The organism is Spirosoma panaciterrae DSM 21099 (genome assembly GCF_000374025.1).
GTDB lineage: Bacteria > Bacteroidota > Bacteroidia > Cytophagales > Spirosomataceae > Spirosoma > Spirosoma panaciterrae.
Map to the genome: position 1 here is coordinate 1 of NZ_KB893172.1, position 16,426 is coordinate 16,426.

A 16,426-nucleotide genomic window follows, 5' to 3' on the forward strand; every position below is an offset into this window, starting at 1 on the left:
ATGGCAGTGTCTACAAAGCATGGCGGAAGCTGATAATCCCTATCAAAACGCGCATGCTGAGTCTTTTTGGGGACGCTTAAAAGCCGAGTTGCTGGAGGATGGCTGTTTTATGAGTCTAGATGATGCCCGTGCTGAGTTGTTTAACTATATTGAAGGGTATTATAACGTGCGTCGGCTGCACTCGTCGTTAGGCTACCGTTCACCGATTGACTTTGAAAACCAATTTTATCAAACTGTTTTGTCAAACTCTCATAAGTAAAGTGTCCGGCTAAACGGGACCACCCCAGGGTTACTACAATGATCTTAAACGACAAATAATCGCCAGCCAATAAGAATTGTTTTTGAGAAAAGCTGAACACAAAAACAGGCTATTAACAGGGTATGCGAGATGATATTTTTAAAGATGGAGTAGAAACCCGATTTCAGAAGGGGCAAAGTGGTAACCCGAAAGGCCGACCTAAAGGCAGTAAAAGCAAAGCCAAAATGATACGGCGTTGTTTGGGCGTGAGTACTAAAGTCGACCACTCGGTCAAAGGCGAACAAATTTCGCTGAGCGTTGAAGAGTTAATAACGCTGGCAATCATTGCCAAAGCAATAGAAGGTGATACGAAAGCTTACCGGGCTATTATGGATTCTGCCTACGGTAAGCGATGAGAAATGACCGCTGCCAAGTGTAATTATACCTTTTGAAAAAGTAGAGTCTAGAAATGCAGCTAATAAGCATAAGAAGGAAATAACGACAACGATCAGTATTCAGATAACGAATTAGGCTTTCATATCACTCAACATGTACCTGATAATCAGTATCAGATTCCTATTAAAGAATAATATAGCTATTGTTGAGCGATAACTAAACTCGCTTTTGAGGATAGCAACATTTACCTTTATCGTTGGCAAACCGAATCCACTAAAAATATAAATGGCGAGTAATTTTACCACCGTATTAGAGAAGTACCGCAAAATTGCCTTCAGTGAAAAAGATAAAGGTGAGCGTTTTGAACGCTTAATGAAAGCTTTTTTACTCACCTATCCTAAGTATGCAGATACGTTCAAGAAGGTATGGCTGTGGAATGAATTTCCAGGCAAAAGTGATTTAGGTATTTTCGATACTGGTATTGATCTGGTTGCCCTAACGCATACGGGTGACTATTGGGCAATACAATGCAAATTTTTCAAAGAAGGCGGTGTCATCGACAAACCGGCTGTAGATACATTTCTTTCCACATCGGCCAGAAGCTTTAAGGGTGAAGATTTAAAAACCCATCATTTTGCTCAACGGCTTTGGATTGATACCACTGGAAAGCCATTTGGTACGAACGCTGCTGAGGCAACCAAAAATCAGCATATTCCATTTTTGCGGTTATCCCTACTAGAGCTTGCAGAAGCACCATTAGATTGGGAGAAGCTGGATAATGGTATTTCGGGTGAAGGAGCAAGGACCACCAAAAAACAATTAAGACCACACCAACGGCAAGCATTGATCCAAACTCACGAGCATTTTAAAACCCACGACAGGGGTAAACTTATTATGGCTTGTGGGACGGGTAAAACCTTCAACTCGTTACGAATTGCCGAAAACGAAACCAACGGAAAGGGCTTCGTTCTATTCTTGGTGCCTTCCATAGCTTTGTTAGGGCAAACCTTAAATGAATGGTACGCGGATGCCGTAGAGAAAATCAATGCCATTTGTATTTGTTCCGACCCGGAGATAACCAAGAACCGAAAGCAACTAGATGATATTGATACCTCATCGGTGGTGGATTTGGCTTTTCCTGCTTCTACCAATGTAGAGAATATCTTGCATCAGTTCAGCGGCCTGGAAACGAAAGCTAACGCGGGCTTAACCGTTGTATTCTCTACGTATCAGTCCATCGACGTTATTGCCAAAGCACAGAAAGCATTAGCGACTACCCTGCCTAAGTATGCTGAATTTGATTTAATCATTTGTGATGAGGCCCACCGAACCACGGGCGTATCGTTGGCAGGAGAGGATGAAAGTGCTTTTACCAAAGTGCATAATAATGATTTCATCAAGGCGAAGAAACGCCTGTACATGACGGCTACCCCCCGTTTGTACGATGATACAACCAAAAGCAAAGCAGCCCAGGCAGAAGCCCTGCTTTGTTCGATGGACGATGAAAACCTATACGGAGGGGAAATTTACCGGATTGGCTTTGGTGAAGCGGTCGAAAAAGACTTATTGACCGACTACAAAGTACTGATTCTTACCCTCAACGAAAACGACGTACCACCGGCAGTACAAAAAATGATTGCCGATAAAGAGAGTGAAATCAATACCGATGACGCTTCTAAACTTATTGGGACGATCAACGCCCTGTCGAAACAGATTTTAGGCGATGAGGGCATTATTAAGGAAACCGACCCTGAACCAATGCGTAGGGCGGTGGCTTTCTGCCAGAGTATTGCCGCATCCCGAAAAATAACAGCAATCTATAACACAGCTTCAGTACCTTACATTTCAGAATTACCCGACGAGAAAAAACACCAAATGCAGTCCGTAGCATCCCGGCATATTGATGGGACAATGGATGCTACGCAACGGAACGAGTTACTTGCCTGGTTAAAGGCTGAACCTGAAGAAAACGAGTGCCGAATACTGACCAATGTACGCTGTTTAAGTGAGGGCGTTGATGTGCCTTCCTTGGATGCTGTTTTGTTCCTTTCCGCCCGAAACTCACAAGTAGACGTAGTGCAATCCGTTGGACGGGTTATGCGTAAATCACCAGGTAAAAAATACGGCTATATCATTATCCCTATCGTTGTACCGGCTGATGTGGAAGCCGATAAAGCATTAGACGACAACGAACGCTATAAAGTCGTCTGGACCGTATTAAACGCCTTACGAGCGCACGATGACCGCTTTAACGCGACCGTCAATAAAATAGAACTTAACAAAAACAAACCCGAACAGATTCTAGTCGGTCGTCCCGAATTTTCCTTTGACGAACGAGGCAATCCGATTTATCCCGATGATATAGATAATGGGGCAAGTGCCAAGAATATTTCTGAGCAGCTTACCTTACAGTTTCAGGAATTGCAAACCGTCGTATTTGCCCGCATGGTGAAAAAAGTAGGTGATCGACGGTATTGGGAACAATGGGCAAAATCAGTAGCCGAAATTGCCCAACGCCAAACCGAACGCATTACCAAGCTTATTAATGATAATACAAAGCACAATAAAGTATTTGAGAGTTTCTTAAAAGGTTTACATAAAAATATTAATCCCAGTATTACTCAGGCTGAAGCTATTGAGATGCTTTCACAGCACATCATTACCAAGCCGGTTTTTGATGCCTTGTTTGAAGGCTATTCATTTGTCCAGCATAACCCAATGAGCCAGAGTATGCAAAAGATGCTGGATCTGCTGGAAGAGCAATCCTTGGAAAAGGATGCCGAAACCCTGGAGAAGTTCTATCAGTCCGTACAAACCAGAGCAGCCGGAATTGATAATGCCGAGGGTAAGCAAAAGATTATTGTTGAATTGTACGACAAGTTCTTTAAAACAGCTTTCCCCAAACTGGTAGATAAATTGGGCATTGTGTACACACCCATCGAGGTAGTTGATTTTATCATTCAGTCGGTGAATGATATTCTCATTCAGGAATTTGGCAGAAGCATTTCCGACGAGAATATTCACGTACTAGACCCGTTCACAGGGACCGGTACGTTTATTACCCGACTGTTACAAAGCGGCTTGATCAAGCAGGAAGACTTAGAACGCAAATACCGGAACGAATTACACGCTAATGAACTGGTTTTACTGGCCTATTACATTGCATCAGTAAACATTGAAAATGCGTTTCACGATGCGACTGAAGACCCGGATGATGGAATAGGCAGAGGTAATTACATTCCGTTTGAAGGTATTTGCTTAACCGATACCTTTCAATTGGGAGAAACAGTCGACGGGGAAAAACTCTTCTCTGATATGTTCCCCCAAAACTCTAAACGGGTGCAACGTCAGCAGAATGCGCCGATACGTATCATTTTGGGCAACCCGCCTTATTCAGTGGGACAAGATTCCGCCAATGATAATGCACAAAACCAAAAGTATTTAAAATTAGATGGACGTATTGCGTCCACCTATGCTGCACTAACTAATGCGACTAATAAGAATTCATTATATAATTCATATATGAAGGCCTTCCGGTGGAGTTCAGACAGACTTGATAAAGCAGGAGGTATCATCTGTTTCGTAACTGATGGTGGCTGGATTGATAATAACTCTCATGATGGTTTTCGTAAAACTTTAGAAAAGGAATTTACATCCATTTACATATTTAATTTAAGAGGTGATCAGCGTACTAGTGGCGAATTGAGTAGAAAAGAAGGTGGTAAAATATTTGGTAGTGGTAGCCGTTCCCCGATAGCTATTACCTTGTTAGTTAAAAATCCTGCTGTTGAAATAGATAAGGCAATTATCCATTACCACAACATTGGTGATTATCTGAGCCGGGAAGAAAAACTAAAAAGGGTTCAGGGTTTCAAAAGCTTCACCAATATAAAGTTAGAATTAGCCACATTACAACCTAATGAACACGGCGATTGGATTAGTTTAAGAAATGGTAATTTTAGCACGTTTATTCCTCTAGGAGACAAGGATAATAAAACCAATAAGAGTACATTTTTTGTGCCCTTCTATGGTCGTGGACTTGCTACAACGAGGGATGCTTGGTGCTATAATTCGAGCATCCTTTTATTGAAGGAAAATATTACTAAGACGATTGACTTTTACAACAATGAAATGTTTTCTTTTTGGGCAAATAACATAAAATCAGAAAAGAATCAGCAAGCGATTGTTGCCTTAATTCGCAAGACCGTTACTTACAATAATAAAAAGTTTAGCTGGTCTGATAACCCAATACTCGACATTGCTAGGAAAAAAGTAATTCACTATAATGAAACTTCATTTGCTGTTAGTTTATATCGTCCATTTTTTAAGCAAAGAGTCTATTTTAGTCGTGATCTGAATGAGAGAGTCTATCAACTTCCCAAACTTTTTCCAAATTCATCTCTTAAGAATTTGGTCATATGTGTTTCTGGATTAGGAGGAAGTAAAGAAAATACAACTATCATAACCAATTTTATTCCAGACTTAAATTGTTTGGATTCAGGAACGCAATGCTTTCCCCTATATTACTATGAAGAAAACAATGCTATACAAAAAAGCTTGTTTGATGATGCCAATGAACATCAATACATTCGCAAAGATGGTGTAAGTAATTTTATATTTGAACGAGCGCAAAAGCAGTACGGTAAGAACGTAACGAAAGAAGATATTTTCTACTATGTGTATGGTTTCCTGCATAGCAAGGAATACCGGGAAACCTTTTCCAATGATTTAAAGAAAATGCTGCCCCGTCTGCCCTTGGTAGAGGATGTACGGGATTTTTGGGCGTTCAGCAAAGCCGGTCGCAAATTAGCCGAATTGCACTTAAACTACGAAACCTTAGCCCCTTATCCCGATGTGAAAGTTGCTGGTGATAACGGCTATTATACCGTTGACAAAATGCGTTTTCCTAAGAAAGGGCAAATAGATACGATTATCTTTAACAGCAAAATCACTATTAGCAACATTCCGGCAAAGGCGTATGAATACGTTGTAAACGGCAAATCCGCTATTGAATGGATAATGGAACGCTATCAAGTTACGACGCACAAAGACAGCGGCATTACCAACAACCCCAATGATTGGGCAACTGAGCAAAATAAACCGCGTTACATACTGGATTTACTATTAAGCATCGTAAACGTCAGTGTGCAAACCGTTGATATTGTAGAGGGCTTACCTAAACTGGGTTTTGAAGATTAATCGCTATCTTCTCTAAGAATTTAGGTTTGTACTGTATAGTAATCCAATTATCTATGGCACGGTTTCCAACCTTTGAACGAAACTTTAGTGATCTGAAAAAGCTAACCTTAGCCGATCTTAAACGGCTTGGCTTACTAGTTCCTAAACACCGGGCTACAAGTACAATCAGGTGGACCCGTAGAGGGGAGACAACCGGTACAATAGGCGTTGCAGTTAGTCTGTCCGGTACAGGGGGGTATGTCGAATTAGAATATACATACAACAACCAGGATCAAATCAACTACCGTATAAACTTGGTACAACAGCCAAGCAACTTAGGTAAGGGGCAAGTATGGTATTTTATCTGTCCGCTGACGGGGGAACGTTGCCGGGCGCTTTATCAAGTAGGCAAATACTTCGCATCCAGAAAAGCGCAACCGAGAACTTTGTACGAAAGCCAAACGTATTCTAAACATTATCGTTGGCTTGATAAGGTTTATGGACCTATGTTTAAAGCTGAAAAAGCCTACGAAGAACTTTACAAACCATATGCTAAGAAGCATTATCGAGATAAGCTAACACCTAAAGCAAGAAAAGTTATGAAATGGGAACGAGCAGCTGCTTTAGGTGAGAATAGAAAGATTGATTTCTAGAACAATATCTTTTTCAAGTTAAAATAGAAATTCAATGGCGTCAACTGCCTTTTTTTCCATATCTACGAAACGCTTGAATAAATTGATATAAAAAATATCCGATAATTATACGGCTCAAAATGTCTAAAATTCTAGCCGATCTTGGTATGATATAATCTGCGGGAATTTTCTTCTTATAGTATAAAGTATATAACTGTTCAGGAATATATTCTGCTTTATGTATAGGATTCATAAACTCAGGCAGAAAAGACCTTAAGTCAAAGAAGTTTTGTAAACTAGATTCATTAGCAGGAAGGGAAAGCCTATATCCCAAAGCTCTACAATAAAGAATAAACAAAATAATTGAAATGGTAAACAGAGAAATAATCCCTCTTTTCCAACTTTGACCATAAAATGAGGATATTTTACTTAGCCATAGATTTATTTTTTCCCAGAAATTTTCTAAATAATTCAACGATCTAAAATGGGCATCCATTTCCTTTGCATAATAATTCCCCGATTCAACAGTATCACCTCGGCTCTCATAAATTTTCTTTATTTGACTATATCCTAATCTTTGCTGCTCATAAAGTTCGCTTTTTGAGACTTTATCAAGCTGAATAGAAGCAGGCATATTAGTACCTGCCAAGAATAATTCTGTAATTTTAGAGTAGGCGAACTCAAACTTAAAACTAGTTAAATCACACCCAATAAGATCAATTTTTCCAGCGTTTGAGTACATAATAGATAGCTTTGGCTGACTCTTTACAGCACTATGCATAATAAAATCCAATCTAAGTAAATTCTCAAGACTGGGTCGCTCAAGCCTAGAAATTTCTGGAAAACGTGCTAATTTTAAAGTTGGATTTATATAAGGATTATTAATAATTTGTTTGAAGCTTATATAACCATGATTATTACAATTAATAAATAGTATCTTGTTAATTTTATTGTCGGAGAAGTATAGTTTTGAATCTTTATGAATTATTAAATCCTTGAAAATAACTTCGTTAATTATTGAATTACGAATGTTAATATCAACTACAGAATTACTCAGTAACAGGTATTTGTTTATAAAAACAATACCATAATTATTTTCTGATGAGTTCCCAATTAAAAATCTATTTACTTTAATATCTCTATTATATTCAAATGCATCCAAGATCCATGCATGATGTAATAAAAAATCTTTTAGCTCACAATTCTCAATAGAAAATGTCTTTTCAAATACTGATCCTCCCCCAAGTTGAATTTGATCATATTTTCCACCAGCTACCCTTACCCACCATTTGAAATAACCTCCACTAAACCTTAATACATTAAAACTGCCCCCTAAAATTTGTATGTAACTCCAAAAAGTTGCCCCTAAAGTAAAGAACCCAAATTGACCGCCACTTATTTCTATTCTACCTTTAAAAAGCCCTGCCCCTAAATTTATTGACTTATTAAATTTACCGCCCTTAATAATTATATTTTCATCTGAGAAGAATGACTCTGGTAATTCAATACTTTCATCTATAGTTACATCATCAATAATCACGCATGGATGATCGAAATTATCAAATCCGTAAAAGTTTTCATATGTTTTATTTTTCCTGTAAGAGCCATCAATTATACCAATAAACTCTTGTTTAGTCAGTACTTTATTTAAATGGCTGTACATGAATTTACAGAAATTCCGTCAACAATTCCGTCAACATAGAATAAAAAAAAGCCCTATAAGTAACTGATTACTAGGGCTTTGTGGGGTTTTTTATGTGGGCCAGGCAGGGCTCGAACCTGCGACTTACTGATTATGAGTCAGGCACTCTAACCGACTGAGTTACAAGCCCATTGCTGATTGATTGCTCAGATTCAGCAGGGCAAATTTACATATTTTTTGACAGAATGAACAGATTTGACGGGATATTTCAATAACTAAGCCTCTAATCCTGTGTTTCAGTCTGGTATATTTGCCTAATGGCAACGCCCAACAAAAAGAAAATTCTCAACGACCCGGTCTACGGGTTTATCACCATTCCAACCGAGCTGCTCTTCGATTTAGTCGAGCATCCCTATTTTCAGCGACTTCGGCGCATTAAGCAGCTAGGCCTATCTGAGTACGTGTATCCGGGCGCTCTGCATACCCGATTCCATCATGCGCTGGGGGCCATGCACCTGATGGGGCAGGCCATGAGCACGCTCCAAAGCAAGGGCCATTTTATTAGTAGTGAGGAATGTGAGGCCGCGCAGATTGCCATTCTGCTACATGATGTAGGGCATGGGCCGTTTTCGCACGTATTGGAGTGTTGTTTGCTGGACGATGTACCTCACGAGCAGATTTCGCTGATGCTTATGCATGACCTTAACCGGCAGTTTGGTGGGGCGCTGTCGCTGGCGATCCGCATGTTTGAGGGAACGTATGAACGGCCCTTTTTTCATCAGCTTATTTCGAGTCAGTTGGATATGGACCGAATGGATTACCTCAACCGCGACGGCTATTATACGGGCGTAGCTGAAGGGGCCATTGGGGCCGAACGAATTATTAAAATGCTTGATCTGGTCGACGATCAGCTTGTGGTCGAGGCCAAGGGAATTCTGAGCGTCGAAAACTTCCTGAATGCCCGGCGACTCATGTATTGGCAGGTGTATCTGCACAAAACGTCGATCTGTTGCGAGTCGATGATGATTCAGATTTTACGGCGGGCCCGGTTTTTGAGTCGGCAGGAGGGGGTTGAATCGGTGTTTGCGTCGGATGTATTTCGGTTGTTTTTGCGGGATAGCATATCGATGCAGGATTTCCAGACCAACCGTATGTACCTAGATGCCTTTACGAAATTGGATGACTTCGACGTCTGGACCTGTGTAAAGCAGGGCGCTTCGCACCCTGATCCGATTTTTTCTCAACTCTGCCAGATGCTGCTGAACCGGAAGTTGTTTAAGATTATGTTATCGACCGAACCGTTTGCGGGTGAACTGCTTACGCAGCTCGAAAAGCAGTTGCGGCAAACCGGGATGCCGGAGGATTGGCTCTCCTACTTTCTGGTTGAAGGTCAGGCTACCAATGCAGCGTATTTACCTTCGGGCGACCGCATTGCGATCAAATTGAAAGGAGGCAATGTGATCGATATTGCCGATGCCTCTGACCTGTCAAATATTCAGGTGCTAACCAATATTGTTCGTCGGTACTATGTTTGCTGGGCCCGGAATTTTGTGGAGTAGTTCATAGGGGAGCCGTTCGTTGAACCATCAATCCCGATTCGATCAGGCTGCTTCACCAATTAACCACTTTAGCAATTGCGGAAAAGTGCAATTTGTTCGCTACCTTAGCGGCCTAAATGCCCGGCTATAATGGGTGTTTTGCGACGGCCGTCATATATATATGGAGTTTACAGTCAAGCAGATTGCCACACTGCTGGGGGGCGAAGTTGCCGGAAATGAATCGCTGACAATCACTGGGTTAGCTAAGATTGAAGAGGGGCAACCAGGGGATATCTCATTTCTGTCGAACCTCAAATACGAACCGCATCTTTATACCACCCAAGCTTCGGCGGTGATTGTTGATCGGTCGTTCGAGCCTAAAAAGCCGGTTGCATCGGCTCTCATTTTTGTAGAAAATTCCTACTCTGCCTTCACGCGTCTGCTGGAAGAATACCACAAGCAATTAATTTTTGCGCGGGTAGGTATCGAACAGCCCTCGTACATAGGCGACGGAAGCCAGATGGGCGAACAGGGCTACCGAGGGGCATTTTCGTACGTTGGGCGAAATTGCCAGATCGGGAGCAATGTGAAAATATACCCGCACGCTTACGTTGGAAACAATGTTCGGATCGGCGACAATACCATCATTCATCCTGGAGTCCGGATTCTCGATAATTGTGTGATTGGCCGGAATTGCGTTATCCATCCCAATGCGGTTATTGGTAGTGAAGGGTTTGGCTTTGCACCCCAGCCCGATGGAACCTATAAAACCATTCCGCAACTGGGCAATGTGATTCTGGAAGATTATGTGAACGTTGGAGCCAATACGACGATTGATTGTGCCACCATGGGTTCAACCATCATTCGGCAGGGCGCCAAGCTGGATAACCTGATTCAGATTGCCCATAACGTCGAGATTGGCAAAAATACCGTGATTGCCGCGCAGACGGGTGTTTCGGGTTCTACCAAAATTGGAGATAACTGTGTCATTGCCGGTCAGGTTGGATTTGCCGGGCACCTGACCATTGCCAATGGTACCAAAGTAGGGGCGCAGTCGGGCGTTGGCAAGAGTGTTGAGGAAGAAGGCACTTCGCTCAATAGCTCACCTGCTTTTGGCCTGAAGGAAAGTATGCGCTCACTGGCGATATTCCGTCGGTTGCCCGATCTGGAACAAAGAGTGTTTAAACTGGAAAAGAAAAACGAAAAATAGCTTACGGTCTATGATTTACGGGTGGCGGTGGATAGATGCACCAGCAACGTTATGGTCTGCCTACTGTAAACTGTAAAACGGTAAACTGTAAACTGAAAAGGAATGAATACCAAACAACAGACGATTCAGAAGGCCGTTTCGGTATCGGGAGTGGGACTCCACACGGGTGTACAGGCAACGATGACGTTTCTGCCTGCGCCAACCAATCATGGCTACAAATTCCAGCGTGTCGATTTGCCCGGCCAACCCATTGTGGATGCCGACGTCGATAACGTGGTCGACCTTTCGCGGGGCACTACCATCGAGCAGAGTGGCGCCCGGATTCATACGGTTGAGCATACGCTGGCAGCACTGGTTGGTCTGCAACTCGATAACATCCTGATTCAGCTGGATGGTCCCGAGCCTCCTATTATGGATGGTTCTTCCATTCAGTTTATCGATGCCCTGCGGGATGCGGGTATCGAAGAGCAGAATGCCACTCGTAACTACTTCGAAGTCAACGAATACGTTCATTACCGAAATGCTGAGAAAGACATCGAACTGGCCGCTTTGCCCCTCGACGATTATCGGCTAACGGTCATGGTGGACTATAACTCCAAGGTTATCAGTAGCCAGCATGCCTACTTGAACGACATAAGCCAGTTTCCCGAACAGATTGCCAGTAGCCGTACGTTTGTGTTTCTGCATGAACTGGAAGCGCTTTACAAGCAGAATCTGATTAAAGGGGGCGACCTGACCAATGCCATCGTGATCGTTGATCGGGATGTACAGGATGGTGAACTGGATTACCTGGCCGAATTGCTCCATAAGCCAAAGGTGAGTGTCAATAAGCAGCAGGGAATCCTGAACAACCTGAAGCTGCATTACCCGAACGAAATGGCCCGCCATAAACTGCTCGATGTAGTGGGTGACCTGGCGCTGATTGGCCGGCCCATTAAAGCACAGATTCTGGCGGCCCGGCCTGGTCATGCGGCTAATGTGGCCTTTGCCAAAAAAATTAAGAAGCTGATCCAGAAAAACGCAGCTAACCAAGTACCTAAATACGACCCGATGCAGCCAGCCGTATTGGATATCAATCGTATATCGCAATTATTACCCCACCGCTATCCGTTCCAGATGATTGATAAAATCATTGCGCTGGACGAGAACAGTGTAGTAGGGATCAAAAACGTAACGATGAATGAGCCGTTTTTTCCAGGGCATTTCCCCGGCAATCCGGTAATGCCTGGCGTCATGCAGCTCGAAGCCATGGCACAAACAGGTGGCATTCTGGTTTTGAGTACCGTCCCCGACCCAGAGAATTACTGGCCGTTTTTGGTAGGTATTGAAAATTGCCGCTTCCGGCGGAACGTATTGCCCGGCGATACGGTCATATTCCGGTGTGAGTTTACCTCGCCCATGAAGCGGGGAATCGTGAAAATGCAGGGTCGGGGTTATGTAGCAAATCAACTGGTCTGCGAAGCCGACATGATTGCTAGCCTGGTTAAGAAAAAATAGTCATTCGATTGTCATGCCTTGTCATTGGTTGATCCACAACTAAATGACGGATACGGACAACTAATGACCATTAATGACATACTTATAATGATTCAACCGTTAGCATATATTCACTCTGAAGCGAAGATTGCGCAGAATGTAGTGATTGAGCCGTTCGCCATTATTCACAAAGACGTTGAGATTGGCGAAGGAACATGGATCGGTTCCCATGCCGTTATCAATGAAGGGGCTCGTATCGGCCGAAACTGCAAAATATATCCCGGAGCCGTTATCTCAGCGACACCCCAGGATTTGAAATTCAATAACGAGTACACCCGGACGTTCATCGGTGATAATACGACCATTCGGGAGTACGCAACCATCAGCCGGGGGACTGAAGAGCACTGGAAAACACAGATTGGCGCCAATTGCCTGATTATGGCCTATGCGCACGTAGCCCATGATTGCCGAATCGGAAATCACTGCATCATCACGAACAACGTGCAGATGGCGGGTCACGTACATATGGGCGACTGGGCTATTATTGGGGGATCAAGTTCGGTATTGCAGTTTTCCCGGATTGGATCACATGCCTTCATTTCGGGTGGATCACTGGTCCGGAAGGATGTACCGCCCTATTCGAAGGCGGCCCGCGAACCGCTCACCTATGCGGGCATCAACTCGGTAGGGATTCGTCGACGGGGCTATACCAACGAACAGATTAATCAGATTCAGGAAATTTACCGCTATATCTACCTGCGTGGGTTAAACAATGCCGACGCGCTGGCCCAGATCGAACTGGAACTGCCCGCTTCGGACGAACGCGATGAAATTGTGAACTTCATTCGTAGCTCCGAACGAGGCATTATGCGCGGGCCATCCGCCAATGGAGAGCGGGAGTAAACTATAAGGAAGGGTAACGAATGAAGCGAGAAAAATAACCCGTGTCAACGTATTTTTCACGCTTCATTCGTTACCCTTCACACTTTATTTATGGAGGCTGTTTAAACTTGTCCTAATCGAGTCCTAATGAGTGCTTTTTGTCATCCCGACGCAGGAGGGATCTTCGGGTAATGTGATCAAATATTCCTCGCCCGAAGATCCCTCCTGCGTCGGGATGACAAAAGCAATTGAAACAAAAGTTTAAACAGGTTCATGAATATCACTGCTGAAAAAATCGGCAAGAAATATCGGAAAGAGTGGATTTTCCGGCGGGTCGATCTGACGCTTACCGCCGGAAATAGTTATACGTTTGTGGGGCCAAACGGCAGCGGAAAATCAACCTTGTTACAGCTATTGACCGGAAGCTTACCCATTACGGAAGGAACTCTTACCTATTCTTTGCAGGGCAAAACGCTCGACGCTGATGACTGGTTTCGGTATGTGACCATAGCCGCGCCTTATCTCGAACTGGTCGAAGAGTTGACGCTGGATGAACTGCTGACATTCCACCAGACCTTTAAACCATTTGTGGAAGGTCAAACCCCCGAAACTATTGCCGAAAAACTCCTGCTAAGCCACGCCCGTCATAAAGAAATCAAGTATTTTTCGTCGGGGATGAAACAGCGGGTGAAGCTTGGGCTGGCGTTTTTCTCCCGTGCACCGATTATTATACTGGATGAGCCGACATCCAATCTGGATCGTCAGGGTATGAACTGGTATCATGAACAGATGCAGCAACTGATTAGTCCGGCAAACCCATCGCCCAAACTCCTGCTGATCGGCTCCAATCAGCCCGACGAATATGATTTTTGCCCGAATGTAATCGATATTATGCAGTGGAAGTAGACTTACTTCAATTTCTTGCGTAACGCGTCAATAATCCGCCGGGTTTCGGTAATCCGGGCTTGTAATCCATCCTTGTATTTCCAGGCTTGCTGGTCGACTTTCGCAGGGTCGGGGGTGAACTGCTGTTCGATTTCCGTCAGGTATTGTTCACTCAGGTCGAGGTAATGGCTGGCGGTTTCCCGGTTGTAAAATCCATCACCATCTACAGTTAGGTAAACGGGGGTTGTATGAGCAGCCTGACCAGGGCCTGCCGAACAGCGAGCTGCCATCCAGCAACCACTCTTGAGAGGGGGTAGAGTTAACTGAAGCGACAAGTAATGAGGGGATTGGCCTGCGTCTCGGGCTGTAACCCGGCCAATCACTTTCCCATGACTGACCAGTTCGAGCGTATCGAGTGGCACCTGCCGATCATGCCCATACGCATGAACTGTAACTGAGACCGATGTGCCTTTCTTAACATCCAGATGATCGCCTGGAATCGCATTCGCCACCCTCAAATCAAGAACTGGGCCGCTCGATACGAATGTATGACCTGCCGCTACTGCATCGCGCCAGTTTGAATAAGCGAGTTTTTGGTCCGTACCCAAATAGCTGTAAAAACGGGCATTGCCAATCCGTGACGAGTGTTCGACGGGGCCATGCCCATGATCCTGACCACACCAGGGGAAATCGGAACCTGCGGTGGCTGTGAGCGGAATTCCCAGATCCAGCAAATGATAATAATGCTGCGTATGCAATGGGTGAGCATCGACACAAAACTGCAATAATTCGAAAGCGTCGACTTTGCCGCGTAGTCCATCGAGGGTTAAGCCCCGGTAACCATGGAACGTTTCGGCCTGGTGGGCGTAGCCCGTAATACCGCCCAGTTGATGAATTTTGTCAAACACTTCATCAAAGAAGTAATAACGACTGCTTTTACGTACGCGATCGGCCGCACCCAGGGCAAAGACATGTCCAAGTTCGGAGGTTCGGGGATCTTCCTGACCACTCGTCAGCAAATAAGCCCCCTGTTGATAAACGCCTTTGTCGCCATAGGCATACTGCGGGTAGTAAGTTTCCCAGAAATCGCCCATGCGCAAAAACGCTCCTACGTGTACGTCTTCGGCCTGTAGCCAGGTGGCAATATAGGGGTTGTCGCGTGGAGAACGGCGGAGGTGGATATGCCCATCGGTGGAGTACCAGCCTTTGGCTGCCATATTGATCCATCGCTCCAGCCGAATCGTTTTCTGAATGGTTTTTCCGGCAGTAACTACCAGCCTGTGCGTCTGGCGCAGGTATTCCGAGCCTTTGGACAGGGTCAATTCATAGGTGCCCGGTGGCAACGATACCCGGAATCGACCAGCTATGTAAAAGGAACTGTCGGGCTGAAATCCATATCCATCTTCATGGTCCCACAGACCATACATAACCGCAATCGCTTCGGCCGGAAGTTGGGCCACTGGATGGCCGTTCTGCGTAAGCCGCACACGAACAGGAGTAGGCTTGCTGGTTTCGGCATCCAGTATAGTGACTTTTACTTGTCCGATTGACTGCCCATAACTGGTAGAAATCGAGAGGAGTAGCAGCCAAAGCAGCCACTTACGTATAGGCCAGCCGAACGAACCCACCATATAGCCAGTAAACGTTTCAACCTAAAAGAATGAATAGAACCGACATTTACTGGCTTACAAATACCTCCCTGCCTGTGTGAGTAGCTGTCGGAGGATAACCCTGTCAGGATCATTGAGTTGGAGTACTTTTACAGTGGCTTGGCCTATTCGAGTCTTAGGAATGATTTCTCCATTGTGTGCGTCAAAATGAGTGGGCCATTTGTGCTTTCGAGGGTTGAACAGAATAACAATATCATCATACGAGTCGAGGAATGTTGTTAGGTCTGAACCTTTATGGTTGTTGCAGTGTGGGCAGGCATAGGCTAAATTCTCCAATTCGTTACCTCCGCCATGCTTTACGCTAATAATATGATCAATCTCAAAAGCAAGGAATAAATCGTCCTCATGTACTCGACAGTACTCACACCGATATTCGGCACGTTGGGCAACAAGACGACGTTTTTTGGCTGAAAGCGCTTGTCTCATCCCTTCAATAAAACTCGTGCTCGCGCTTTAGTAAGGCTTATGAATAAATCAAGTGCTAAAAAACGTTCTAGCTCGCTGGTTTCTTCGGGCGTGATAAGACCATCTTTTTTGCGATTGACCAACTGCTCTACGCGTATCGACATAGAGGCTGGAGCCTGCAGCATACTAATCTTATCGGGGGCTAGTTGAGCCAGACTACTGGCTACATCGCCAAATGCTTCGGTAACACTCATGGGCAGATGTTTTTACAAAG

The 16,426-nt window shown here is 44.2% G+C and carries 13 protein-coding genes and 1 tRNA gene; 9 read left to right on the forward strand and 5 right to left on the reverse strand.

All coding sequences use genetic code 11. The features are described 5' to 3' along the window. The 4 genes from B153_RS34400 to B153_RS0100020 form a co-directional block, all read left to right on the forward strand. Window positions 1–259, forward strand: a 259-nt coding sequence (locus tag B153_RS34400; RefSeq protein ID WP_020594589.1) for an integrase core domain-containing protein, incomplete at its 5' end; no start/stop codon positions are given. A 122-nt stretch (window positions 260–381) separates the two neighbouring features. Beyond that, the gene (locus B153_RS0100010; protein WP_020594590.1) at window positions 382–654 is read left to right on the forward strand and encodes a DUF5681 domain-containing protein; all 273 of its coding nucleotides are present in this window, start codon (window positions 382–384) and stop codon (window positions 652–654) included. A 265-nt stretch (window positions 655–919) separates the two neighbouring features. Next, on the forward strand, window positions 920–5,833 hold the full coding sequence (locus tag B153_RS0100015) for a DEAD/DEAH box helicase (protein ID WP_020594591.1): 4,914 nt from the start codon (window positions 920–922) through the stop codon (window positions 5,831–5,833). A gap of 53 nt (window positions 5,834–5,886) precedes the next feature. Next, complete coding sequence (locus B153_RS0100020) at window positions 5,887–6,465, forward strand: hypothetical protein (RefSeq protein WP_020594592.1); 579 nt, start codon at window positions 5,887–5,889, stop codon at window positions 6,463–6,465. 40 nt (window positions 6,466–6,505) lie between these two features. Here the strand turns inward: B153_RS0100020 and B153_RS0100025 are convergent, their stop codons facing one another. Together B153_RS0100025 and B153_RS0100030 are read right to left on the reverse strand one after the other, a co-directional pair. Continuing rightward, window positions 6,506–8,107, reverse strand: coding sequence for a hypothetical protein (locus tag B153_RS0100025; protein ID WP_020594593.1), 1,602 nt, complete (start codon window positions 8,105–8,107; stop codon window positions 6,506–6,508). A gap of 95 nt (window positions 8,108–8,202) precedes the next feature. Then, a tRNA-Ile gene (locus B153_RS0100030) sits at window positions 8,203–8,276 on the reverse strand. Window positions 8,277–8,403: 127 nt separating this feature from the next. Here B153_RS0100030 and B153_RS0100035 point away from each other — a divergent pair. From B153_RS0100035 to B153_RS0100055, 5 genes are all read left to right on the forward strand, one after another. Beyond that, a complete protein-coding gene (locus B153_RS0100035) occupies window positions 8,404–9,645 on the forward strand; it encodes an HD domain-containing protein (RefSeq protein ID WP_020594594.1) in 1,242 nt (413 codons plus the stop codon). 160 nt (window positions 9,646–9,805) lie between these two features. Then, window positions 9,806–10,834 carry a UDP-3-O-(3-hydroxymyristoyl)glucosamine N-acyltransferase gene (gene lpxD, locus B153_RS0100040; RefSeq protein ID WP_020594595.1) on the forward strand — a complete coding sequence of 343 codons (1,029 nt, stop codon included), beginning with the start codon at window positions 9,806–9,808 and terminating at the stop codon, window positions 10,832–10,834. A gap of 102 nt (window positions 10,835–10,936) precedes the next feature. After that, the gene (locus B153_RS0100045) at window positions 10,937–12,331 is read left to right on the forward strand and encodes a bifunctional UDP-3-O-[3-hydroxymyristoyl] N-acetylglucosamine deacetylase/3-hydroxyacyl-ACP dehydratase (RefSeq protein WP_020594596.1); all 1,395 of its coding nucleotides are present in this window, start codon (window positions 10,937–10,939) and stop codon (window positions 12,329–12,331) included. A gap of 87 nt (window positions 12,332–12,418) precedes the next feature. Then, complete coding sequence (lpxA, locus tag B153_RS0100050) at window positions 12,419–13,213, forward strand: acyl-ACP--UDP-N-acetylglucosamine O-acyltransferase (protein ID WP_020594597.1); 795 nt, start codon at window positions 12,419–12,421, stop codon at window positions 13,211–13,213. A 252-nt stretch (window positions 13,214–13,465) separates the two neighbouring features. Next, complete coding sequence (locus B153_RS0100055; RefSeq protein ID WP_020594598.1) at window positions 13,466–14,098, forward strand: ABC transporter ATP-binding protein; 633 nt, start codon at window positions 13,466–13,468, stop codon at window positions 14,096–14,098. Window positions 14,099–14,100: 2 nt separating this feature from the next. Here the strand turns inward: B153_RS0100055 and B153_RS0100060 are convergent, their stop codons facing one another. Genes B153_RS0100060 through B153_RS0100070 form a run of 3 tightly spaced genes read right to left on the reverse strand, consistent with a single transcriptional unit; the run spans window position 14,101 to window position 16,406 of the window. Next, window positions 14,101–15,708, reverse strand: a complete 1,608-nt coding sequence (locus B153_RS0100060) for a CehA/McbA family metallohydrolase (protein ID WP_020594599.1) — start codon at window positions 15,706–15,708, stop codon at window positions 14,101–14,103. Between the two features lie 54 nt (window positions 15,709–15,762). Further along, entirely contained in the window at window positions 15,763–16,173 is a 411-nt protein-coding gene (locus B153_RS0100065; protein ID WP_020594600.1) for an HNH endonuclease, read from the reverse strand. After that, window positions 16,170–16,406: a hypothetical protein gene (locus B153_RS0100070; RefSeq protein ID WP_020594601.1), complete on the reverse strand. Its 237-nt coding sequence runs from the start codon at window positions 16,404–16,406 to the stop codon at window positions 16,170–16,172. Before B153_RS0100070 ends, B153_RS0100065 begins: the two co-directional genes overlap by 4 nt. Window positions 16,407–16,426: the final 20 nt, after the last annotated feature.